Here is a 23,971-nt window from a genome sequence, read left to right on the forward strand (position 1 = left end):
AAACAACAAGCCGGAAGCCGCGCGGTGCGCGGGGTTGGTCGTTGCGCCTGAAATCTGTGGCGGGGGCCGGGGTGCTCGGCATGTGCAGTGTGCTGGCGATGCTGCCTGCGTCTGCCGAAGAAGCGACCCAGCCAGGTTCGGAACTGGCCCAGGTCCACGCGTTCGACATTCCGGCCCAGAAACTGGCCATCGCCCTGATCACCTTCGGCCAGCAAAGCGGCCTGCAGGTGTCGGTCGACCCGGACCTGCTCGAAGGCCAGCACTCCACCGCCGTCAGTGGCCATCTGAGCAGCGAGGCTGCGCTGGCGCAGCTGTTGCTGGGCACCGGCATCACCTGGGACTACGAATACGGCACCCTGATGTTTCGCCTGCTGCAGGCCGACAACGGTGCCGTCGAACTGCACAACACGGTGATCCTCGGCGACACCGAAGAGAACAGCTACATGGGCGCCAAGGTCATCGACCGCAAGGCGATCCAGGCCTTCCCTGGTGCCAACGGCGACATCACCACCCTGCTGCAGATGCACCCCAACGTGCAGTTCAGCACTGCGCAGAAGAGCTCCAACACGCCAGGCGAAATCGACCCTGCCGACATCAGCATCAACGGCGCCAAGTTCTACCAGAACAACTTCATGATCGACGGCATCTCGATCAACAACGACCTCGACCCCGGTGCCCACGGCTACAACGAAACCCGCCAGTTCGACTCGGCGCCCAGCCGTTCGCACGGCATCGCCCTGGACGCCGACCTGCTCGAGGAGATCAAGGTCTACGACAGCAACGTGCCGGTCGAGTACGGTGGCTTCAATGGCGGCGTGGTCGATGCCATCACCCGTCGCCCCAGCCACGACCTGCATGGCAAGTTGTCCTACGCCATGACCCGCTCGGAGTGGACGAGCTACCACATCACCCGGGAAAACAAGGAAACCTTCGACACCTCGTCGAACGAGAAGAACCAGCCCGAGTTCACCAAGACCACCCTGCGCGGCACGCTCGAAGGGCACTTCACCGACGATTTCGGCGCCTTGTTCAACTTCTCGCAGAAGCGCTCGTACCTGCCGCTGCGCACCTATGCCAACGGCTACAACAGCCCTGACAACGACAACGAACAGGAGCAGACCCGGGCGCTGGACAACTTCCTGCTCAAAACGTACTGGAACGTCAGCGACCGCCTGACCCTGGACACCTCGATCGTCTACGCCCCGCAGGAGAACACCTACTACCGCGAGGACTACCGCGACTCGGGCTACACCAACATCAATGGTGGCTGGCAGGGCTCGTTCAAGGCCATCTTTGAGGGCGACAACGCGCGCTGGACGCAGCAACTGGCGGTCAGCAACCTGTATGCCTCGCGCGACTCCGATCGCAATGAAGAGATCAAGTGGTACTGGTCCGACACCAAGGACTGGGGCAACCCTGACGACAGCAACGCGCGCAGCGCCGAGGGTGGGTTCGGCAGCCTGTACCAGACCCAGCGCAGCCTCGACTACAAGCTCAAGGCCGACTGGCAGACCTTCAGCCTCGGCGCGGCCGCGCACAGCCTGACCACTGGCCTGGAGCTGGGTTATCAGCGGGCGAGCTGGGAACGTGAGGACGACGCCCTGTCGATCACCACCTTGAAGCGCGACAACGGCGTGTGCAACGGCGGCGACCGCTGGTGCTCGAACGGCCAGTTGCTCAACGGCAACAACCGCCAGTGGGGCTCGGCGATGATGGTCTACGGCGCCGGCGAGATCGAAATGACGCAGAAGAAGTACGCGCTGTTCGCGCAGGACGAGATCGGCTACGGCAACCTCACCCTGCGCCCCGGTTTGCGCTTTGAGGGCGACGACTACATGGAGAAGAAAAGCCTGGCGCCACGCTTTGCCGGCGACTACGACTTCTTCGGCGACCGCAGCACGGTACTGGTGTTCGGTGCCAACCGCTATTACGGCCGCAACCTGTTCAAGTATCGCCTGGCCGATGGCCGCCAGCAGTTCACCTCGCGCTATACCCGCGCCACGCAGACCAGCGATTGGGTCCTGTCCAGCCAGAACAAGAACATGAGCAAGTTCTCCAGCATGGACATCCCCTATGACGATGAATTGATGCTGGGGCTCAACCAGCGCTGGTTCGACACCGAGTTTCAGCTCAAGTACGTCAACCGCAAGGGCAAGGGCCAGATCTACCGCACTCGGCCCTATTACAACCTGGATGCCAAGGATATTCCGGAGGGCTACAGCAAGGACTACTACGCCTACCTCAACGCCGGCACCAGCGAAACCGAGAACCTCAGCCTGACCGTCACGCCGATGCAGCCGCTGCGTTTCAGGGGCACCAGCACCAGTGTGCAGCTGGCCCTGGACTGGTCGCGGACGAAAAGTGGCTACGGCTCGACCTACGAGGCCGGCCTGGACGGTGACGAGCTGGCCGGCAACGATGTGGTGCTCGACGGCAAGCGCATCCCCTACAACGAACTGCCGGGCAGCGATTACAACCGGCCTTGGACCGCGCGGCTGACTACCATCACCGACATCCCCCAGTGGAACCTGTCGATCAGCAACTTCCTGCGCTATCGCGGTGCGTACGACCAGGTCGTCAACCTGGATGAGGACATCGAGGTCGACGGCGAGGTGCTCAGCCGCTACGAGACCGTGGCCACGCCGGCGGCCCCGACCTGGGACATGAAACTGGCCTGGGACATCCCCACCGGCAAGGACCAGGCGTTCTTCGTCAACGTCGATATCACCAACGTCACCGACAAGGTCAACAAGATCACCAGCCGTGAGTCGGTGAGCCTGGTGAGCTACGAAGTCGGCCGCCAGTACTGGCTGGAAGTCGGCTACCGCTTCTGACCCCATAACAACACCGTGGATAACCTGATGAACAAGCTCATCGCGGGCCTGCTCGGCCCCCTGCTGCTCGGCGCCTGCGCCACAGTGAACGAACCCGACGCGCCTCTGCCCTGGGATGCCCAGGTGGTGCATGGCCAACTGGCCAACGGCCTGGCCTATCGCCTGGTGCGCGAACCTTCGCAAACCGGCCGCCTGGACCTGCGCCTGACGGTCAAGGCCGGCTCGGTGGACGAAGCCGACGACCAGGTCGGCGTGGCGCACATGGTCGAGCACCTGACCTTCCACAGCCGCGCCGGCGGCAGCCAGAACCTGCGCCAGCGCATGACCGGCCTGGGTTGGGTGCAGGGCCGCCACTTCAATGCGGTGACCAACTACGAGCGCACCCAATACCTGATCGGCCCGCCCGCTGGCGTTCGCCAGGCCCCGCAGGCATTGCAGGCGCTGGCCGATCTGGCCTTCGCCGGTGACTACAACGCCCAGGACCTGGAGCGCGAGCGCCCGATCGTGATCGAGGAATGGCGTGGCGGGCTGGGCGTGGCACAACGCATGAATGAGCAACGCACCGCTTCGCAGCGGGTCGGCTCGCGCTATCCCGGGCACCGCACCATCGGCAACGAAGCGGCAATCCGCTCGGCCAGCCTGGACAGCCTCAAGGCCTATCAGGCGCGTTGGTACCTGCCGAACAACATGGTGCTGTCAGCCGTGGGCGACTTCGATCCGCAGGTGATGCTGGCGCAGATCGAACGGGCCTTCGGGTCGGCCAAGGCTGGTGCAGTGCCGAGCCGTGAGCAGCGTGAGTTGCCGCTGGACGACAAGCTCAAGGTATTCCGCCTGCAGGACCCGCAGTCGGGCAGCAACCAGGTGGCGATGCTGTTCCGCGCCCACGAACCCGACAGCCGCGGCACAACGCGTGCCGCCTTGCGCGAACGGCTGATCGACCGCATGACCCTGGCCGCCATGCTCGACAGCCTGCGCCGCCAGCCGCGCGAGCCTGGTGTGGGCAGCCTGATCGTGCAGAAGACCCTGATCGGCGAGCATTCCAGTGTGCTGGGCGTCGCCGCCAGTGTCCAAGGCCAGGCTCACGCCCAGGCATTGCAGCAATTGCTGACCGAGATCGAGCGGTTGCGCCAGCACGGCTTCACCCAGGCAGATCTGCAGCGCGAGCGCGAACACATTCGCAAGCTGGGCGACAAGACGCTGGCCAACCACGGGCTGCGTACCTTCGAACAATGGGTCGAGCAGCTTAACAATGCTGCCGTGCAGGGCAATGCGCTCAGCGAACGCCAGGCTGTCGCCGAGCGCTATCTTGAGGTGCTGGGTAGCATCGAGCGCGCTGATCTCGATGCGCGCCTGCGGCGTTGGCTCGCCAGTCCGGACCGGGTGCTGCAGTTCAGCGCCGCAGGCAGTGCCGACGTGGTGTTGCCGAGTGTCGCCGAGGTTGAGCAGCAGCAGGCCGAACTGGCCGCTCGCGCACTCAGCGCGCCAGCCCGGCAAGCAAAGGTTGCGCTTGCGCCGCCCAGGCTGGTCATGCCCCCAGCGGTGGGTACTGGCAGCATCGTTGAGCGCAAGGTTTTCCCTGAACAGCAGGTCGAGTACTGGCAACTGAGCAACGGTGATCGCCTGGTCTGGCTCAAGCGTAATGGCCCGGAAGGCAAGTGGTTACTGCAGGTCGATTCGTCCGCTGGCTATCACCTTGCCGGTACCCCGGCGTGGCGCTTGCAGATGGCCGCGCAACTGGCCATGCACAGCGGCCTGCCCGGGATGGATCAGCAGGCTCTGGCAACCTGGCGCCAGGAACAGCACGCCACGCTTGGCTTCGACCAGCAGCCCCAGCGCCTGCAACTCAACCTTGGCGCAGCACCGGAGCAACTGCTGGCGCTGATGCAGAGCTATCGGGTAAGCCAACTGGCCAGCATCGACCCGGAAGTGTTCAGCACCACGCGCGATGCCTTGCTGCAACGCCTGCGCAGCCGCCCGGATGACGTACGCGGGCTGCAGGAAAGCCGGCAGCGTGTGCTCAAGTACGGCCTCGACCATTGGCGGTCACCGGATATCGACGCCCTTGAACAACTGAGCGCCGAACAGCTGAGTGCCGATTGGAAGCGCCTGGCGGGTGCGCCGGTGACCTATTACCTGATGGCGGACACGGCGCCGGAATCGCTGGAGAAAATGGTCGGTGAACTGCTCGCGACCATCCCGCGTACAGCGCCGTTGGGTAGCCAGCAGGCTTTGCAACAGCCCGGCCAGCGTCGTGATGACCTGGCGATCGCGCTGGAACCGCGTGCCGTTCTGCAAGCCAGCAGCTATCAGCCCCAGGCCTGGAGCCCGGAAGCGGCGGCACGGGTAGCGGTGCTGCGCGATCTGGCCAACCAGCGGCTGAAAGCCCAGCTGCGGGGTGAGGCTGCCGGCGTGTATCGCTTGCGGTTCGAAAGCGAACTGAATGCCGACACCCAGCGCATCGAGAGCAGCCTGAGCTTCACCTGCGACCCGGCGCGGGTCGACGAGCTGTGGGCCATGGCCCAGCAGACGTTGGCCGAGCTGCATCCGGATGCCCAATGGCTGCGTAGTGAGCGCGCCGAGTTCCAGCGCCAGGAGAGCAAACGCCGCGAAGACCCGCAAACCCAGTTCAAGCGCCTGATCCTGAGTGACCGCCGCTGGCATGACCCGCGCTACTTGCAGACTCAGACGCAACTGCCTGAAGCTTTGAGCCTGCCAGCGCTGCAACAGCAAGCGAAACAGCTGTTCCCTCGTGCTAATCAGGTGCAACTGCGCGTGCTGCCATCGCCTGCGGCGTTGGAGCAGGCGATGTGAAAACCCTGCGTACGTTCTATCGCCTGAGCCGCCCGTTCTGGGCCAGCCGCCGGCAATGGCCAGCCAGGCTGATGCTGGCAGCGGTGATCGGCCTGGGGCTGCTGGTGGTGCAGATCAATGTGCTGATCAACAGCTGGAGCAAGACCTTCTATGACACCCTGGCCGCGTTCGACACGGCGGGGCTGTATGGCCTGGTCGGCGAATACGCGCTGTACCTGGGCAGCTATGTGCTGATCATCGTGGCCATGGACTACATCCGCAAAGGCCTGGAGTTGCGCTGGCGCCAGGCGATGACCGGGCGCCTGACCGACACCTGGCTCGCCGACCAGGCGTTCTACCGTCTGGGGCTGACCGGCGAGCCGGACAACCCCGACCAGCGCATCGCCCAGGACATCGATCTGATGGTCGGCCTGAGCATCGAGCTGGTGGCCTCCCTGGTGATCAACCTGGCGCAGGTTGGCGCGTTCATGCTGATCCTGTGGAACCTGTCGGGTGTGCAGACTTTCAGCCTGTTCGGCGAGACCTTCACGGTGCATGGCTATCTGGTGTGGATCGTTCTGGCCTACACCTTGGCCGGCAGCCTGCTGACGCACCTGATCGGCAGGCCGCTGCATGCACTGAACTACGAGCGTGAGCATCGCGAGGCCGATTTTCGCGCAAGCCTGCTGCGCAAGCGCGACCATGCCGAGCAGATCGCGCTGTACCGGGGCGAGGCCGTCGAGCGCGAGCACCTGGCCACGCGCTTTCGCGCCATCGCCGACAACTGGCGGCAGCTGATGGGGCGCGAGCGCAACCTCAGCCTGTTCACCGTCTCCTACGAGCGTCTGAGCCTGATCATCCCGGTGTTCGCCGCGTTGCCAGCGTTCATGGCCAAGACCATCACCCTGGGTGGGCTGATGCAGATCCGCAGTGCCTTCAACGCTGTGCACGGCTCGCTCAGCTGGTTCATCAAGCTCTATCACAAGCTGGTGCGCTGGAGTGCGGCATTGCAGCGGCTGGAGCAGTTCGAGCAGGCGATTGCCGCGAGCCGCCAGCAAGTGCTTGCGGCGCCACAGGGGCACTGCCTGTGCACCCAGGGGCTGACGCTGTGCAAGCCTGATGGTGGTGTGCTGCTGGAAACACTCGACCTGCGCGTCGGGCAGGGCGAATGGGTGCGCCTGGGTGGACGCAGCGGGCTGGGCAAGTCGACCTTGCTGCGGACCTTGCAGGGGCTGTGGCCTTACTGCCTAGGCGAGTGGCAGTTGCCGCCGGGGCGCAGCTTGCTGTTGCCGCAGAAGCCTTACCTGCCGCGCATGAGTTTGCGTGGGTTGTTGGCTTATCCACAGTTAGTGGTTGGGGATGACCGATTGCTGCTGGAGGCATTGTCCAAAGTCGGGCTCAGTGGCCGCTTGGATGACGAGCAGGAGTGGGAGCGGGTGTTTTCAGGGGGCGAACAGCAGCGGCTTAGCCTGGCGCGGGCGCTGGTGTATCGGCCGGATACCTTGTACCTGGATGAGGCGACCAGCCAGCTGGATATCGAGAGTGCGCGGTCGTTGCTGGAGATGCTCAGGCGGGAATTGCCGGGGTGTACGGTGGTGGGGGTGACTCATCAGCAGGGGTTGGCACGGTTGTTCGACCGGACCGTTGAGCTGGAGAAACTGGCCGAACCTGCGTAAGCCTGTACTGGCCTCTTCGCGGGGCAAGCCCGCTCTTACAGGTTATCCACCCGTCCACGGATGGTGATTTCCCTGTAGGAGCGGGCTTGCCCCGCGAAAGGGCCGGAACTGGCGAAATCAGGCGCGGCGGCTGAACTGGGCCAGCGCCGGCAACAGCTGCTTGTCGATGGCCTGGCGAACCGCCGGCAAGATCGTCGCGCTACCGGTGTACATCTGTTCGACCATGCCCTTGAGCGCCCGCGCATTGGGCTCGGTCAGCCCGCGCACCACCGCTTCGCAGGCCTGCTCGGCACTGGCCCCGGCGGGAATGTCGAACCCGCGTGCGCGCAGGTGGTCTGCCAGGTCGTCCTGGTCTATCAAATCCGCATGCATCATGGCTGTTGTCCCTTTTATCGCTAAGAGAGTGCTGCTGTGATTTACGACCGATTCTGTGTCTGCAGCGACACGCCCGCAAGGGCAGAATGTCGCAATGGCTGGTTTGGCTAAGAACAGGTCGCTCCCGGCTAATTGCAGGTGCCGGGAAGCCAGCAGACTGCATCCATTCACGGTCCACGAGGGTTTGGTCACCCTCAATCATGCACAGTGGATGTTGCTCGCTCTTGGCCCCGGATGCTCACGGCTTTCCGGGGTTATTTTTTTGTTTTAAACCAACTGCGTGTTCCTGCACATCCATCCACCTGGCATTTCTGTCAGGTGACAGTAAAGCTGGGGTAATGATCTGCTGAGGGTGATGAATGTCCTCAGGAGCGGCAATGTGAAAACGGCAATCTGGAACAGGATTCTGCTGGCTTCAACAGTGATGTTTTTTGGGGGCTGTTCGTCCTCTGGTCCCACCGTCACTGCAGCCACAAGTACCCCAGCCCAACTGTTCACCCTAGAACCCACCCCTACGCGCAAGGGCCTGCTAGACACGGCTAGCGGCAACCTGGCCACATTGCTGGCCGACCCTGCGAACGCAGAGTTTACGCTGGTGAAGATCAACCCGGCACTTATCAGCCAGCAAACGCAGGATTTGGCGGTGAGCTTACCGGACGGTAAAACCGCGCAGTTTCATTTACGCGATTTCACCACCATCACACCGGGTATTGACGGTTGGGTGGGCTACAAGCCGTCGGCATGGAAAGCGGCCCATGCGGCATCTGCTTCGGAGATCGAAAACGATCCGCTTTACTACCTCTCTTTGGTGCGTGAGGGTGACAAGTTGGCGGGCCGCGTAATTGTCGAAGGGCAGCGTTATCGGCTGGATTCAATCGGCTCGGGTCAGTATGTGCTGATCAAGGTTGATGAATCCAAGCTTCCTGCGGAAGGCGAACCCCTCGTCGACCCAGCAGGGCAGGCGCTCGATGAAACCCAAGGGAAAGTTCCGCAGTCCGCGCACAGCACAATACGCGTGATGTTTCTGGCCACTGATCAACGAAGGGCCAAAAGCCCCTACTATCGGCTTGAACTCGCCCTGGCGCTTTTCACTGCTAACCAGTACATGAAAAACAGTGACGTGCAGATCACATATGAACTGGCCGGCTTTTTTGATGAGCCTTACGACGAAACCGGAAGAGATTACAAACAGCAACTGAATGATATCCGTCTAGCCCAACCGTTCGCGGGGAATGTCTTGCGCAGGAGAGAGGCGTTGGGAGCGGATATGGTGTCGATGTATTCTACAGCGACTGCGCTATGCGGTCAGGCCTGGCTTGCGTCGAGTAAAGCCCGGGCTCACTCGGTCATTAGTTGTACCGACGCGCTTGCTCACGAACTCGGTCATAACTTGGGCGCCAGCCATAACTGGAAGGAAGGTAAGGAGGAGGGCGATCCGCCCTATATGTATGGCTATCGATATACAGGATCGCCCAGGTTCCGCACGCAGATGTCGTACGGCTGCTCGCCAACGTGCCCGGGCGTTGCGTACCACTCAAACCCTCGGCTGACGTATCAGGGCATTCCTCTTGGGACTGAGGCACATCATGATGTCGCGCGCCTCTTTAACGAACGCAGGGAAACGGTAGAGAATTTCTATCCCGTGCCGCTTGCGCCACCTATGGAGTTGGAATTCTACCCCGAAAAGAATTTTTCTGGGCGCCATTGCAGCCTAGAGTTTCTCCCCAATGACATACGCCCCAACTGCAATGAAGTACATTCGGTTAAAGTTCAGAATTTCAAAGCTGGAATGAGGTTGTGTTTCTACGCCACCGATTTTGACTATGCCTGTTACCGCGGGTCTTACACGGGCAACTTTCAGGTGGCGGACCTTGATGCATCAGGCACATTGCCTGATGGGCTGGGGCGAGAAAGCCTTCCTGGTCATGAACCGTTGATCGGAAAAGTTCGAAACATCGTGTACACTCTGGACACTTCCGTAACTATTAAACTTTATTCTCTCGCAGACTATCAAGGTGATACCTGTACGTTTCGCCTGTACCAAGGCAAGGTGGCCAATATTTCAGATTTTCCAGGATGCGACGTAGTAGCCGGCGGAAAATCACGCTCCGCGAAGGTGTATGCTTTCCCCGGGGCTAATACCAAGCTTTGTTTCCTTAACGCCGACGACCGTCGAAGTCTTTGCTTCACAGGTAGCTATAAGGGCAACTTCCAGATCAGAAATTGGGACGAGGGCAGTGGCTTGCCGCCAGGGCTTGTTCGCACTCGTGCAGGAGGTGGTTACATGAACGGCTTAGTGCACCGCGTCTCCTTCGGCATGCAATAGCCCAGGTTGGGTACCCGCTGCTTGGAGGTCGTACCAGTGCAGACGAAATCAAATAGTAACCCGTCTGCGCTGGTTTGGTAGCTGCTGCCGTTCAAGATAACGTGATTTGGCGGCCTACGAAGGAAGCTGCCGCCTGGTCGTGTTGGTCATGGAGCAGCTCTTGGAGTATCTGAATGCTTATTGGGCTGAACGGTGCGGCTTTAGGCCCTGCCAGGTCGACGTGCAGCAGCATCTGCTCGCTAGCCGCCAATACTCCGTCGAATCCCTTCCTATGCAGGCTGTGGTAGATGTGTAGGCGCTTTTGATCAAAACCGACGATCTGCGTCTGCACCCACACCTCGGTGCCAAGCTTCACCTCATGCAGGTAGTTGATGTGCGCCTCCAGGGTGAACAGCGAATGCCCACTCTGCCCCCGGCTGTCGGCATCCAGGCCGATGCGCTCCATCAGCGCATCGGTGGCATAGCTGAAAATCAGCAGGTAAAAGGCATCGCGCAGGTGCCCGTTGTAGTCCACCCAGTCCTCCTGGACTGGGGTGCGATAGGTGATCAGTGCGGGCATTGGGGGCTCCTCATTCGCCGAACGACATGCCGTGCGTTTGCTTGCTGCTCTTTACGGCTTCAAGCACTGCAAGCAGGGTGTCATCACGATAGCGTTCCAGTGCGGCAATGCTGCGTTCACCCAGTTGCGCCGAGGTGCCGTCCACCACATCGTCGATCAGTTTGTCGGTCAGTTCCGGTGCGGGCAGGTAGGTCCACGGCAGTTTCAGCGCCGGGCCGAACTGCGACATGAAGTGGCGCATGCCTGCATCGCCACCGGCCAGGGTGTAGGTGAGGAAGGTGCCCATGAACGACCAGCGCAGGCCGGCGCCGAAGCGGATTGCGTCGTCGATTTCACCGGTGGTCGCCACGCCGTCGTTCACCAGGTGCAGGGCCTCGCGCCAGAGTGCTTCGAGCAGGCGGTCGGCAATGAAACCAGGCACTTCCTTGCGCACGTGCAGCGGGCGCATGCCCAGGGCGGTATAGATGACCTTCGCCGCCTCGATGGCTTCGGGCGCGGTACGTTTGCCACCGACGATTTCCACCAGCGGCAGCAGGTACACCGGGTTGAACGGGTGGCCCACCACGCAGCGCTCGGGGTGCGTGGCAGACTCGTAGAACTCGCTGGGCAGCAGGCCGGAAGTGCTGGAACCGATGATGGCCTCGGGCTTGGCCGCGGCGCTTATTTTTGCGTGCAGGTCGAGCTTCAGGTCCAGCCGCTCTGGCGCGCTTTCCTGAATGAAATCGGCACCGCGTACGCATTCCTCGATGGTGGCGACGAACTTCAGGCGGGCTTGTGACGCGCCGGGCGCCAGCCCCTGCTTCTCAAGCGCTGGCCAGGCATTGGCAATACGCTTGCGCAGCGCCGGCTCCGCGCCAGGTGCAGGGTCCCAGGCGATCACGTCCAGGCCGTGGGCCAGGGCGCGGGCAACCCAGCCGCTGCCGATCACGCCGCTACCCAGCGCGGCGAAGGTCTTGATCTCGTTGATGAAGGGCATATCGAGTCCTCAGGCTAAAAGAATGCTCTGGATTGGCGCCAGTCCTTGGGGGAGCGGGCGGGGTCAGCGGCGCTTGAGGTTCATTTTTTCCCGGCCCTCGGCCGGGGTCAGTACACGGGCGCCAAGGCGCGAGATGATCTCCACCGCCCGTTCGACCAGCTGGCCATTGCTGGCCAGCACGCCTCGGTCCAGGTACAGGTTGTCTTCCAGCCCCACCCGCACGTTGCCGCCCAGCAATACGGCCTGCGCTGCCATCGGCATCTGCATGCGGCCGATGCCGAAACCCGCCCAGGTAACATTGGCCGGCAGGTTGTCGACCATGGCTTTCATGGTGGTGGTGTCGGCCGGCGCGCCCCACGGGATGCCCAGGCATAGCTGGAACAGAGGGTCGTCCAGCAGGCCCTCCTTCATCATTTGCTTGGCGAACCACAGGTGGCCGGTGTCGAAGATTTCCAGTTCCGCCTTCACGCCCAGTTCGGTGATGCGCTTGGCCCCGGCGCGCAGTTGCGCAGGGGTGGACACGTAGATCGAGTTGCCGTCGCCAAAGTTGAGGGTGCCGCAGTCGAGGGTGCAGATTTCCGGCAGCAGGGCTTCGACGTGGGCCAGGCGCTCCAGCGGGCCGATCAGGTCGGTGCCGGCGCCGAACTCCAGTGGCGTTTCACCCGGGCCGATTTCCAGGTCACCCCCCATGCCGGCGGTAAGGTTGACGATGATGTCCACGTCGGCTTCACGAATGCGCTCCATGACTTCGCGGTACAGCGCCACGTCACGGCTGAAGCGGCCGGTTTGCGGGTCGCGCACGTGGCAGTGGACCACGGTGGCGCCCGCCTTGGCAGCCTCTACGGCAGCGTCGGCGATTTGCCGGGGGGTGACGGGGACAAGGTGGCTTTTCGAGGCGGTATCACCGGCACCGGTAAGGGCGCAGGTGATGATGACGTCGTGGTTCATGGCTTTGTTCCTTGTGTTGTTTGTGCTGGCCCTTTCGCTTGTAGGAGCGGCCTTGTGTCGCGAAAGGGCCGCGAAGCGGCCCCAGATTTCAGCAGCGCGCACAAATCCTGGGGCTGCTGGCGCAGCCCTTTCGCGACACAAGGCCGCTCCTACAGGCGAAGAGGCCGGATCAGTTGGCGGTGAGCTTGAGGTTGTCCGCAGCCGGCTTGCCGTCAAAGGTGGTCACACCCTCAAGCCAGCGGGCTTTGTCCTCGGGGTGGTCCTTGAGCCACTGGCGGGCCGATTCCAGTGCGTCCTTGTGGTCGAGCAGTGGCTGCATCATGCGGCTCTCGTCCTCGGCGCTGAATTTCAGGTTGGCCAGCAGGCGGTTGGCGTTGGGGCAGCGTTCGGCGTAGTCCGGCGCGGTCACCGTCCACACCGTGGCACGGCCTTCGTCGGGGCCGAGGGCGTCCTGGCTGTCACCCAGGTAGGCCATGTCGATGTTCACGTTCATCGGGTGCGGTGCCCAGCCGAAGAACACCACGGCTTCCTTGCGCCGCACGGCGCGGTCGACCGCGGCGAGCATGCCCGCTTCGCTGGACTCGACCAGCTGGAATTTGCCCAGGCCAAACTGGTTCTTGGTGATCATGGCCTTGATCTGCGTATTGGCCCCCGAGCCTGGCTCGATGCCATAGATCTTGCCGCCCAGTTCCTTTTCGAACTTGTGGATATCGGCAAAGGTTTTCAGGCCCTTGTCATACAGGTATTTCGGCACGGCGAGGGTGGCGCGGGCGTCTTCCAGGCTTGGCTTGTCGAGCACCTTGACCTGCCCGGCGTCGACGAACGGGGTGATGGTCTGGGTCATGATCGGGTTCCAGTAACCCAGGAACATGTCCAGGCGCTTGTCGCGGATGCCGGCAAAAATGATCTGCTGCGAAGCGCTGGTCTGTTTGGTCTGGTAGCCCAGGCCATCGAGCAGCACCTGAGCCATGGCGCTGGTGGCAATGACGTCGGTCCAGTTGACCACGCCCAGGCGGACGTTCTTGCAGGCCGCGGGTTCGGCGGCCAACAGTGGGGAAGTGGCGATGCTGCTCAGGGCAAGGGTCAACAGGCTGCGGCGGATCAAGCTGTGCATGGTGGCTCTCCATCGGCAGTGCATATTGTTATAGGGTTCGGTCTCTCTGGGCCGTGTGAATACGCTACGCTGGCGCCATCTTGCCCAAGCGCACGCTAGCGACAGGAATTAGCACCTGGGCGACCAGTTTCTGTGGAGGGGGATGATGGAGACGATTGCCTTTCTGTTGGTGCCCGGTTTTTCCGCCATGGGGTTCATTTCCGCGGTGGAACCACTGCGGGTAGCCAACCGTTTTGGCGGGCCGTTGTACCGGTGGCAGGTGCTGAGCCTGAACGGTGAGGCGGTGCTGGCGAGCAATGGCATGTCCATCAATGCCGATGCCGCTCTGGGGGAGGGCGAGCCGCCCGACATCCTGCTGGTGGTTGCGGGCTTCGAACCACTTGCCAATGTCGCACCCAAACTGTTGCATGCGCTGCGCCGGCTCAACCATGACGCTGTCATGCTTGGGGGCATCGACACCGGTGCGATGGTTTTGGCCGAGGCGGGGCTGCTCGAGGGTTACCGGGCGACGTTGCATTGGGAGGCGCTGGAGGCCTTCAAGGAACGCTATCCAGGTCTTCAGGCCACCCAGGAGCTGTTCGAGATTGACCGCAGCCGCATCACCTGCGCAGGCGGAACGGCCTCGATCGATCTGATGCTGTACTTGATTGCCCAGGCTCATGGCAGCGAACTGGCGGTGAAAGTTTCCGAGCAGTTCGTGCTGGGGCGTATCCGTCAGCGCCAGGACCACCAGCGCATGCAGATCGGCGCGCGTTACGGCATCAGTAACAAGAAGCTGATCCATGCCATTGGCGAAATGGAAAAACACTTCGAGCCACCACTGACCACGCTGGATCTGGCAGCCGCGATCAAGGTCACGAGGCGTCAACTGGAGCGGTTGTTTCGCATACACCTGGATACCACACCCAGCAGTTTCTATCTCGCGTTACGGCTGGACAAGGCGCGTCAGCTGTTGGCCCAGACCGACATGTCGGTGACCCAGGTCAGCATTGCGTGCGGGTTTGAACTTCCATCGTATTTTACGCGGCGCTACAAGCTGAAGTTTGGGCGGTGCCCGCGGGAGGAACGTCGGCCGGGCGGCCCCAAATGAGCTTCACTCAAGCTCGCGCTCGAGAATCGCCCTCAGTTTTTCCCGGTTGCTCGCTTGCAGGTCCTTGCGAAGCGGGGCAAAACCTTCTGCATTGAAGCGTGCACCCAGATGGTCGAATGTCAGGTTCAACTTTCGGGTGGGCTCGACCGGGTCGGTAACGCAGTAGGTATAAAACAGGATCGCCACCGGAACCTGGTCACCTTCATGGTCCATTTCGATACTTAGGTGTGAAGAAGCGTTCATGACGGTGAATTTACGTGCACCCGCCGACTGCAGGGCGTTTTGAATATTTTCTTCCAGGCTTTTGAACCAAGGCCCTTTGACGCGCAGTGGCGGTAGAAAGCCATTGTATACATCGCTGAGCGCAAGCAAGTGCGGCTCATACACAATGGTTTTGTGTGTATGTTCACACAGGCTGAATTTCAATGATTTCAAGGTGGCGAGGGCGTGCGCGAACCATTGCCGAGGCTGGGTCTCCATCGAGTAGCTTTCATTGGCCAATGCTTGTGAATGACGCAGGCAGAGCTGCAAATCTTCCCATGTCTCGAGTGTCAGCCAGGGGGCAGGCTTTATTCTTAGCCGCTCCTCGAATATTCGGGTGTCCAGGCTTGTATCGCTCATGTGGCATAGTTCCTCGATGGCTGCACATGACCAGAACCGGGTACCAGCACCTTCTGGTACCCGGCCTCGCTCATCAGCTAGTGAAAAACTCGCCGAGGTCTTTTTTGACTTTCTCGTTCACAAGTTCCCGCGCAGCGTCGAAGTGACGAACGCTGAACGTGCCTTGTTGCGAAGCGCGGTAGACGCGGGTAGACGTTCTGTCGACCTTGCGGGTCAGGGCGCCCTCACGCTCGATCTTCGAGTCGTAGCTGGCCTGGAAGCTGGTCATGTACATGGCGGGCAGGCCTTGTGGCGTCATTTCGCACTGGGCTACCACGAAGTTGCTCGATTTGCCGGATTCGCTATGGCTGTGCTTTTCCAGGTGTGCCTTGACTTCCGGCTTCTGCACGACAACCTGCAGAGCACGCCTGGCGCAAGCGGCGCGGCGAGGGTCCGCGGCAACGCTGATGGTGACGGACTTGGTGATCAGCTCTGCCAGGGTCAGGTTGTCCTCATCAATGGCATCTTCGGCATGTGCAGTACCTGTCATGGTCCAGCCGAATTTAATCAGGCCATCGTTGTAGAAGTTGTACCACTCGCGCTGCTGGGTTTCCTTGTCGAACTTCTTGTTGGCCAGTGCGGTCATCAAGCCCAGGCCGGACAGGATGTCTTGGGCAACGTCGGCGGGCACATTGTCAGCGAAAACGCAGATGGCCTGGCCGGTAGCGGCAACGCGCTCCTGCCCCTCTTTGCGGATTTTTTCCATTTCAACTTTGATGTCAGCCACTTTGTAATTCCTTGATAGTTTTGAATTTCAAGACACACATGCTGAGCACGTGGTCTGAGGGCACTATCGAGCAACGACGCAGGGAGCATCAGCGGCATGTTGTTCCTCGGGCGTTGGTCCTTCTCTGGTGCTGATCAATCTTCGGGGGCTGGCTCGTCACCGTCTTGCAGGCCCAGGCCGCGCAGGTATTCCGCCCGCTCATCGCTGCGCTGTGCAATGCAGCTGTTCCAGGCAGTCTGGTAGGCCTTGCTGCCTGGCTGTTCAGCGTGGGTTTCGACCTTGCAGTCTGCATCACGCAGTTGACGCCAGAGTTGCTCGGCTGCCTCTATTCGCGACATCAGGCCGGCTTCGTCGCCGAACTGGTCACGCATGCGTGCGGCGAGTTCGTCGTAGGCCGACTGCAGCTCACGCTCGGCGACCTGCTTGTTGAATGCTGCGCAGGCGAAGGTTTGCTGGTCGGTTTCCACATTGTCGCAAGGCGTGCTTTCTTCCTCGCTGGCCTGGGCCCCGCTCACAACGGCCAGCAGCGCCAGCCATGCCATTGATTTCATCCTTTTTCTCCTCACCTGGCTGTCGAATCGCAGGGATTCTCGCTCAGCCTGCGCTCTGGCGGTAGCTACCTGACCAAATGTTCATGAAGTGGCCGCAAATGCCGTTGTCGAGACTGTCTCGCATCGCCAGCCCGCGCGCCAGATGCCCTGTTGTCGCGCATTGACGCTTTCGGCAAACCCCCTGTCGTTTTTGCATCGGGGCGCCTTTGGGCACAGGCATATGCTGGCCCCAAAGCGCCGGCACAAGGTTTGGCGCCAACCCATTCGATAAAAGGGGACAGCCTGATGAGCCCAGCCGAACTTCACGCCGACAGTATCGTCATTGACGGCCTGATCATTGCCAAGTGGAACCGCGAGCTGTTCGAGGACATGCGCAAAGGCGGGCTCACTGCGGCCAACTGCACGGTATCGGTGTGGGAAGGGTTCAAGGCAACCGTCGACCAGATCGCCGCCAGCCAGAAGCTGATCCGCGACAACAGCGACCTGGTAATGCCGGTGCGCACTACCGCCGACATCCGCAAGGCCAAGGAACTGGGCAAGACCGGCATTCTCTTCGGCTTCCAGAACGCCCATGCCTTCGAAGACCAGATCGCCTACGTCGACGTGTTCAAGCAACTGGGCGTTGGCATCGTGCAGATGTGCTACAACACCCAGAACCTGGTGGGCACCGGTTGCTACGAGCGCGACGGCGGCCTGTCGGGCTTTGGTCGCGAGATCGTCGCCGAAATGAACCGCGTCGGCATCATGTGCGACCTGTCCCACGTCGGCTCCAAAACCTCCGAAGAAGTCATTCTCGAATCGAAAAAGCCGGTGTGCTACTCGCACTGCCTGCCATCGGGCCTCAAGGAGCACCCGCGCAACAAGTCCGACGCCGAGCTGAAGTTCATCGCCGACCACGGCGGCTTCGTTGGCGTGACCATGTTCGCCCCGTTCCTGGCCAAGGGTATCGATTCGACCATCGACGACTACGCCGAAGCCATCGAGTACACCATGAACATCGTGGGTGAAGACGCGATCGGCATCGGTACCGACTTTACCCAAGGCCACGGCCAGGACTTCTTCGAGTACCTGACCCACGACAAGGGTTACGCCCGCCGCCTGACCAACTTCGGCAAGATCATCAACCCGCTGGGTATCCGTACCGTGGGTGAATTCCCCAACCTCACCGAAACCTTGCTCAAGCGCGGCCACTCCGAGCGCGTGGTGCGCAAGATCATGGGCGAGAACTGGGTCAACGTCCTCAAGGACGTGTGGGGCGAATAAGCCGCTCTCCAAGCCTGAATGCCCCTGCCAGCAACGCCGGGGCACCCAAACAAAAATTTTTATGGAGTTGAGTTTCCATGGCCAAAATCGCCCCGCAATTGCCAATCGAAGTCGACAGCGAGACCGGTGTCTGGACCAGCGACGCCCTGCCGATGCTGTACGTGCCGCGCCATTTCTTCGTCAACAACCACATGGGTATCGAAGAGGTACTGGGCGCCGACAAGTACGCCGAGATTCTCTACAAGGCCGGCTACAAGTCCGCCTGGCACTGGTGTGAAAAAGAAGCCGAATGCCATGGCCTGGAAGGCGTGGCGGTGTTCGAGCATTACATGAAGCGCCTGAGCCAGCGTGGCTGGGGCCTGTTCGAGATCCAGGACATCGACCTGGATAAGGGCACCTGCAGCGTCAAGCTCAAGCACTCGGCGTTCGTGTACGTCTATGGCAAGTGCGGCCGCAAGGTCGACTACATGTTCACCGGCTGGTTCGCCGGCGCCATGGACCAGATTCTCGCTGCCCGCGGCAGCGCTATCCGCACTGTGGCCGAACAGGTCTATGGCGGGTCGGAAGAAGGCCACGAAGATGGCCTGTTCGTTACAAAGCCGTTGTAAGCCGGAGATAGCGTCATGGCATTCGAAGCAATGTTCCAGCCGATCCAGATCGGCAAACTGACCATCCGCAACCGCGTGCTCAGCACCGCGCACGCCGAGGTCTACGCCACTGACGGCGGCATGACGACCGACCGCTATGTGAAGTATTACGAAGAAAAGGCCAAGGGCGGTATCGGCCTGGCGATCTGCGGCGGTTCGTCGGTGGTGGCCATCGACAGCCCCCAGGAATGGTGGGCATCGGTCAACCTTTCCACCGACCGCATCATCCCGCACTTCCAGAACCTGGCCGACGCCATGCACAAGCATGGGGCCAAGATCATGATCCAGATTACCCACATGGGCCGCCGCTCGCGCTGGGACGGCTTCAACTGGCCGACCCTGATGTCGCCTTCGGGTATTCGCGAACCGGTGCACCGCGCCACCTGCAAGACCATCGAGGTGGAAGAGATCTGGCGGGTGATCGGCAACTACGCCCAGGCCGCGCGTCGCGCCAAAGAGGGCGGCCTGGACGGTGTCGAGCTGTCGGCAGTGCACCAGCACATGATCGACCAGTTCTGGAGCCCGCGGGTCAACAAGCGTACCGACGAATGGGGCGGCACGTTCGAGGGCCGCATGAAGTTCGGCCTGGAAGTGCTGAAGGCTGTGCGCGCCGAAGTCGGTGACGATTTCTGCGTGGGCATGCGTATCTGTGGCGACGAGTTCCACCCCGATGGCCTCAGCCACGAAGACATGAAGCAGATCGCGGCCTACTACGACGCGACCGGCATGCTGGACTTCATCGGTGTGGTCGGCTCGGGTTGCGACACCCACAACACCCTGGCCAACGTCATCCCAAACATGAGCTACCCGCCAGAGCCGTTCCTGCACCTGGCGGCCGGTATCAAGGAAGTGGTCAAGGTCCCCGTGCTGCACGCACAGAACATCAAGGACCCGAACCAGGCCACGCGCATTCTCGAAGGCGGCTACGTGGACATGGTTGGCATGACCCGTGCGCACATGGCCGACCCGCACCTGATCGCCAAGATCAAGATGGGCCAGATCGACCAGATCAAGCAGTGCGTCGGTGCCAACTATTGCATCGACCGCCAGTACCAGGGCCTGGATGTGCTGTGCATCCAGAACGCCGCCACCTCCCGTGAATACATGGGCGTGCCGCACATCATCGAGAAGACCACTGGCGTGAAGCGCAAGGTGGTGGTGGTAGGTGCCGGCCCGGCGGGCATGGAAGCGGCCCGCGTGGCCGCCGAGCGTGGCCACGATGTGACCCTGTTCGAGAAGAAGGACCAGATCGGCGGGCAGATCACCATCGCCGCCAAGGCACCGCAACGTGACCAGATTGCCGGTATCACCCGCTGGTACCAGCTGGAACTGGCGCGCCTGAAGGTCGACTTGCGCCTGGGCACCGCCGCCGACGTGGCGACGATCCAGGACCTGCGCCCGGACGTGATCGTGCTGGCGGTAGGTGGCCACTCGTTCCTTGAGCAGAACGAACACTGGGGCGCCGCCGAAGGGCTGGTGGTCAGCAGCTGGGACGTACTCGACGGCAAGGTTGCGCCGGGCAAGAACGTGCTGGTGTACGACACCATCTGCGAGTTCACCGGCATGTCGGTGGCCGACTTCATCGCCGACAAGGGCAGCCAGGTCGAGATCGTCACCGACGATATCAAGCCGGGCGTCGCCATGGGCGGTACTACCTTCCCGACCTACTACCGCAGCATGTACCCGAAAGAAGTGATCATGACCGGCGACATGATGCTGGAAAAGGTCTACCGCGAAGGCGACAAGCTGGTGGCGGTGCTGGAGAACGAGTACACCGGCGCCAAGGAAGAGCGCGTGGTTGACCAGGTGGTGGTGGAAAACGGCGTGCGCCCTGACGAGCAGCTGTATTACGCGCTGAAGGAAGGTTCGCGCAACAAAGGCCAGATCGACGTGGAGGCGCTGTTCGCCATCAAGCCACAGCCGATCCTCAGCCAGCCGGGCGAAGGCTACCTGCTGTACCGCATCGGTGACTGCGTGGCCCAGCGCAACGTGCATGCGGCGATCTACGACGCCTTGCGCCTGTGCAAGGACTTCTGATCGCACCGTCTATCTAGAGACGGGACTGGCCCCCCTGTAGGAGCGGCCTTGTGTCGCGAAAGGGCTGCGAAGCGGCCCCAGCAATTCATCAGCGCTGAGAATGCTGGGGCCGCTTCAGGGCCCTTTCGCGACACAAGGCCGCTCCTACAGGGGTCCGCGCCGCCCTTGAGGTGGCGCAAGAATCCAGCTGTTGTGGGAGCCTCCCATGTTGAACACCCTGTTACCCATCCTGCTGTTCGCTGCCCTTGGCCTGGCAGTGCTCGGCGCCTTGCGCCGGGTGCGTATGTGGCGACGTGGCCGGGCCTCCAAGGTCGACCTGATCGGCGGCCTGCTGGCCATGCCGCGCCGCTACCTGGTGGACCTGCACCATGTGGTCGAGCGCGACAAGTACATGTCCAAGACCCACGTGGCCACCGCAGGCGGCTTCGTGCTGTCGGCCGTGCTGGCGATCCTGGTGCACGGCTTTGGCCTGCAGAGCAAGATCCTTGGTTACGCGCTGCTGGTCGCCACGGTGATCATGTTCAGCGGTGCCATCTTTGTCTTCAAGCGCCGCCTCAACCCGCCTTCGCGCCTGTCCAAGGGCCCGTGGATGCGCCTGCCCAAGAGCCTCCTGGCGTTTGCCGTGAGTTTCTTCATCGCCACCCTGCCGGTTGCTGGCATCCTGCCGGCCAACACCGGTGGCTGGGTGATGGTCGGCATCCTTGGCCTGGGCGTGCTGTGGGGCGTGTCCGAGCTGTTCTTCGGCATGACCTGGGGCGGCCCGATGAAGCACGCCTTCGCCGGTGCCCTGCACCTGGCCTGGCACCGCCGCGCCGAACGCTTTGGCGGTGGCCGCTCCACCGGCCTCAAGCCACTGGACCTGGAAGACCCCAACGCGCCGCTGGGCGTGGAAAAACCGGTGGACTTCACCTGGAACCAATTGCTTGGCTTCGATGCCTGCGTACAGTGCGGCAAGTGCGAAGCCATGTGCCCGGCCTTTGCCGCTGGCCAGCCGTTGAACCCGAAAAAACTCATCCAGGACATGGTCATCGGCCTGGCCGGTGGCACCGACGCCCAGTTCGCCGGCAGCCCGTACCCTGGCAAGCCGATTGGCGAGCACGGCGGCAGCCCGCACCAGCCAATCGTCAATGGCCTGGTCGACGCTGAAACGCTGTGGTCGTGCACCACCTGCCGTGCCTGTGTCGAAGAGTGCCCGATGATGATCGAGCACGTCGATGCCATCGTCGACATGCGCCGCCACCTCACCCTGGAGAAGGGTGCCACGCCGAACAAGGGCGCCGAGGTGCTGGACAACCTGATCGCCACCGACAACCCTGGCGGTTTCGCGCCTGGCGGGCGTATGAACTGGGCCGCCGACCTCAACCTGCAACTGCTGTCGGAGGTGAAAACCACCGAGGTGCTGTTCTGGGTGGGCGATGGCGCATTCGACATGCGCAACCAGCGCACCTTGCGCTCGTTCGTCAAAGTGCTCAAGGCCTCGGGTGTCGACTTTGCCGTGCTTGGCTTGGAAGAACGCGACAGCGGCGACGTGGCGCGCCGCCTGGGCGACGAAGCGACCTTCCAGCAACTGGCCAAGCGCAATATCCAGACCCTGGCCAAGTACAAGTTCCAGCGTATCGTCACCTGCGACCCGCACAGCTTCCATGTGTTGAAGAACGAATACGGTGCATTGGGCGGCGACTACCAGGTGCAGCACCACAGCACTTACATTGCCGAGCTGATCGCGGCCAACAAGCTGAATTTGGGCCAGCACAAGGGTGGCAGTGTCACGTACCACGACCCGTGCTACCTGGGCCGTTACAACGGCGAGTACGAAGCCCCGCGTGCGGTGCTCAAGGCGCTGGGTATCGAAGTGCGCGAAATGGAGCGCTCGGGCTTCCGTTCCCGGTGCTGTGGCGGTGGCGGCGGTGCGCCGATCACCGACATCCCCGGCAAGCAGCGTATTCCGGACATGCGCATGGACGACATCCGCGAAACCAAGGCTGAGCTGGTAGCCGTGGGTTGCCCACAGTGCACTGCCATGCTCGAAGGCGTGGTCGAACCGCGCCCACAGATCAAGGACCTGGCCGAGCTGGTGGCTGATGTGTTGATCGAAGAAGACGCGCCTGCCGCCGCCAAGCCGCAAGCGGCCAAACGTGAACCTGCGGAGGTGCACTGATGAGCGACATTGTCCGCCGCGACCCACGCGCCGAGTGGATCGCCCGTAACCGTCTGCATCCGCTGCATGCTGCGATGCAGACGCAACAGACCAGCTGGATGGGCCCCAACGGCATCATCCGCAAGAACCCACATGCGCTCGCCGCAGGCTTTGTGGGCCCGGCCGGCCTCAAGCGTATCGACCGCAGTGGCGCCCAGCAGGGCACGGCTGTGGGCGGCCGACGCACCGCGGCGGCCGAGGTCAAGTTGCCGCTGCACCAGGTGCCTGAGCCGGCGTTCTACATTGCCGTGGTGCCAGACATGGTCGGCGGCCGCCTGAGCAGCCATGACCGCGACCTGCTCGGGTTGGCCCATAGCCTGGCCGGCAGCGACGGCGCCGTGCTGGCAGTGGTGTTTGGCGAACACAAGGAAAGCAACTTTTCCACAGCCGGTGTCGATCGCCTGCTGGTGCTCGAAGGCGAGGAATTCGCAGGTTATGCGCCGGAGCAACTGGTGCAGGGCCTGCGCGCTGTGGATAACCAGTTCACCCCGCGCCACTGGCTGCTGCCCGACAGCCGCAGCGGTGGCGGCGAACTGGGCCGGCGCCTGGGTGCGTCCCTGGGCGAGCGCCCGGCGACGCGGGTCTGGCAGGTCAAGGACGGCCAGTGCATTGGCCGGGCCGGTGCTGGCCAGCAAGACCTGCAACGCGCCGTGCCACGGCTGATCCTGGCGGCGGCCGAGTGTGCCGAGCCGGTCAGCGAAACCCGCCATGAAGCGTTGCCGGTAGAGTTGTCCACAAGCATCGCGCGCAGCCTGTCGCGCATCGAGGACCTTGGCTCGGTGGCTGTAGACCCGGCCACCATCGCCATGGCCGAAGCCGAATTCATCGTGTCGGGCGGCAACGGCGTCAAGGACTGGGACCTGTACCACAAGGCCACAGCCGCCCTCGGCGCCACTGAAGGCGCCTCGCGGGTGGCGGTGGACGATGGCTTCATGCCGCGCAACCGTCAGGTGGGTGCCACCGGTACCTGGGTGACTGCACGGGTTTACGTGGCTGTGGGTATCTCGGGCGCGATCCAGCACCTGCAGGGTATCGGTGCCTGCGACAAGGTGGTGGCGATCAACATGGACCCGGGCTGCGACATGATCAAACGGGCTGACCTGTCGGTAATTGGCGACAGCTCGGCGATTCTCAAGGCGTTGATCGAAGCTGTGGACAACTACCGCAGCGGCGGCCAGCGCGACGCGGCATAAGGGCACGA

The 23,971-nt window shown here is 62.2% G+C and carries 18 protein-coding genes; 10 read left to right on the forward strand and 8 right to left on the reverse strand.

Features of this window, described 5'->3' with window-relative positions:
- Positions 1–41: 41 nt before the first annotated feature.
- From B3361_RS14155 to B3361_RS14165, 3 genes are read left to right on the forward strand one after another with little or no spacing between them, the layout of a single operon-like run.
- On the forward strand, positions 42–2,834 hold the full coding sequence (locus B3361_RS14155) for a TonB-dependent receptor (RefSeq protein WP_238783914.1): 2,793 nt from the start codon (positions 42–44) through the stop codon (positions 2,832–2,834).
- Between the two features lie 27 nt (positions 2,835–2,861).
- Entirely contained in the window at positions 2,862–5,645 is a 2,784-nt protein-coding gene (locus B3361_RS14160; protein WP_054905532.1) for a M16 family metallopeptidase, read from the forward strand.
- Complete coding sequence (locus B3361_RS14165) at positions 5,642–7,300, forward strand: ABC transporter ATP-binding protein/permease (protein WP_054905533.1); 1,659 nt, start codon at positions 5,642–5,644, stop codon at positions 7,298–7,300. Before B3361_RS14160 ends, B3361_RS14165 begins: the two co-directional genes overlap by 4 nt.
- A 117-nt stretch (positions 7,301–7,417) precedes the next feature.
- Here B3361_RS14165 and B3361_RS14170 read toward each other — a convergent pair whose 3' ends face one another.
- A complete protein-coding gene (locus B3361_RS14170; RefSeq protein WP_054905534.1) occupies positions 7,418–7,675 on the reverse strand; it encodes a hypothetical protein in 258 nt (85 codons plus the stop codon).
- 379 nt (positions 7,676–8,054) lie between these two features.
- Here B3361_RS14170 and B3361_RS14175 point away from each other — a divergent pair, with 379 nt between their 5' ends.
- A complete protein-coding gene (locus tag B3361_RS14175) occupies positions 8,055–10,001 on the forward strand; it encodes a zinc-dependent metalloprotease family protein (RefSeq protein ID WP_247722007.1) in 1,947 nt (648 codons plus the stop codon).
- 91 nt (positions 10,002–10,092) lie between these two features.
- Here the strand turns inward: B3361_RS14175 and B3361_RS14180 are convergent, their stop codons facing one another.
- The 4 genes from B3361_RS14180 to choX form a co-directional block, all read right to left on the reverse strand.
- Positions 10,093–10,560, reverse strand: a complete 468-nt coding sequence (locus B3361_RS14180) for a thioesterase family protein (RefSeq protein ID WP_029886405.1) — start codon at positions 10,558–10,560, stop codon at positions 10,093–10,095.
- A gap of 10 nt (positions 10,561–10,570) precedes the next feature.
- Positions 10,571–11,536 carry an L-carnitine dehydrogenase gene (locus B3361_RS14185; protein ID WP_286920257.1) on the reverse strand — a complete coding sequence of 322 codons (966 nt, stop codon included), beginning with the start codon at positions 11,534–11,536 and terminating at the stop codon, positions 10,571–10,573.
- Between the two features lie 63 nt (positions 11,537–11,599).
- Positions 11,600–12,484 carry a 3-keto-5-aminohexanoate cleavage protein gene (locus B3361_RS14190; protein WP_054905537.1) on the reverse strand — a complete coding sequence of 295 codons (885 nt, stop codon included), beginning with the start codon at positions 12,482–12,484 and terminating at the stop codon, positions 11,600–11,602.
- Positions 12,485–12,653: 169 nt separating this feature from the next.
- Entirely contained in the window at positions 12,654–13,598 is a 945-nt protein-coding gene (gene choX, locus B3361_RS14195; protein ID WP_054905538.1) for a choline ABC transporter substrate-binding protein, read from the reverse strand.
- 142 nt (positions 13,599–13,740) lie between these two features.
- On the opposite strand from choX, the gene B3361_RS14200 reads away from it, so the two are divergent.
- On the forward strand, positions 13,741–14,688 hold the full coding sequence (locus B3361_RS14200; protein WP_054905539.1) for a GlxA family transcriptional regulator: 948 nt from the start codon (positions 13,741–13,743) through the stop codon (positions 14,686–14,688).
- A gap of 3 nt (positions 14,689–14,691) precedes the next feature.
- On the opposite strand, the gene B3361_RS14205 is transcribed toward B3361_RS14200, so the two are convergent.
- From B3361_RS14205 to B3361_RS14215, 3 genes are all read right to left on the reverse strand, one after another.
- A complete protein-coding gene (locus tag B3361_RS14205; protein ID WP_054905540.1) occupies positions 14,692–15,309 on the reverse strand; it encodes a hypothetical protein in 618 nt (205 codons plus the stop codon).
- Positions 15,310–15,382: 73 nt separating this feature from the next.
- A complete protein-coding gene (locus tag B3361_RS14210) occupies positions 15,383–16,075 on the reverse strand; it encodes a hypothetical protein (protein WP_054905541.1) in 693 nt (230 codons plus the stop codon).
- A gap of 134 nt (positions 16,076–16,209) precedes the next feature.
- Positions 16,210–16,626: a lysozyme inhibitor LprI family protein gene (locus B3361_RS14215; protein ID WP_029886398.1), complete on the reverse strand. Its 417-nt coding sequence runs from the start codon at positions 16,624–16,626 to the stop codon at positions 16,210–16,212.
- A 285-nt stretch (positions 16,627–16,911) separates the two neighbouring features.
- On the opposite strand from B3361_RS14215, the gene B3361_RS14220 reads away from it, so the two are divergent.
- From B3361_RS14220 to B3361_RS14240, 5 genes are all read left to right on the forward strand, one after another.
- Positions 16,912–17,889 carry a dipeptidase gene (locus B3361_RS14220; RefSeq protein WP_009682902.1) on the forward strand — a complete coding sequence of 326 codons (978 nt, stop codon included), beginning with the start codon at positions 16,912–16,914 and terminating at the stop codon, positions 17,887–17,889.
- 77 nt (positions 17,890–17,966) lie between these two features.
- Entirely contained in the window at positions 17,967–18,497 is a 531-nt protein-coding gene (locus tag B3361_RS14225) for a DUF5943 domain-containing protein (RefSeq protein WP_029886397.1), read from the forward strand.
- A gap of 15 nt (positions 18,498–18,512) precedes the next feature.
- A complete protein-coding gene (gene dgcA / locus B3361_RS14230; RefSeq protein WP_019096852.1) occupies positions 18,513–20,573 on the forward strand; it encodes a dimethylglycine demethylation protein DgcA in 2,061 nt (686 codons plus the stop codon).
- Between the two features lie 205 nt (positions 20,574–20,778).
- Positions 20,779–22,731, forward strand: a complete 1,953-nt coding sequence (gene dgcB / locus B3361_RS14235) for a dimethylglycine demethylation protein DgcB (protein WP_009682905.1) — start codon at positions 20,779–20,781, stop codon at positions 22,729–22,731.
- On the forward strand, positions 22,731–23,963 hold the full coding sequence (locus B3361_RS14240; protein WP_029886396.1) for an electron transfer flavoprotein subunit alpha/FixB family protein: 1,233 nt from the start codon (positions 22,731–22,733) through the stop codon (positions 23,961–23,963). The genes dgcB and B3361_RS14240 overlap by 1 nt, the downstream gene beginning before the upstream one ends.
- The last annotated feature ends 8 nt before the right edge of the window (positions 23,964–23,971 follow it).

The sequence above is a fragment of the Pseudomonas sp. UBA6699 genome (genome assembly GCF_002454615.1).
In the GTDB taxonomy this organism is placed as follows: Bacteria; Pseudomonadota; Gammaproteobacteria; order Pseudomonadales; family Pseudomonadaceae; genus Aquipseudomonas; species Aquipseudomonas juntendi.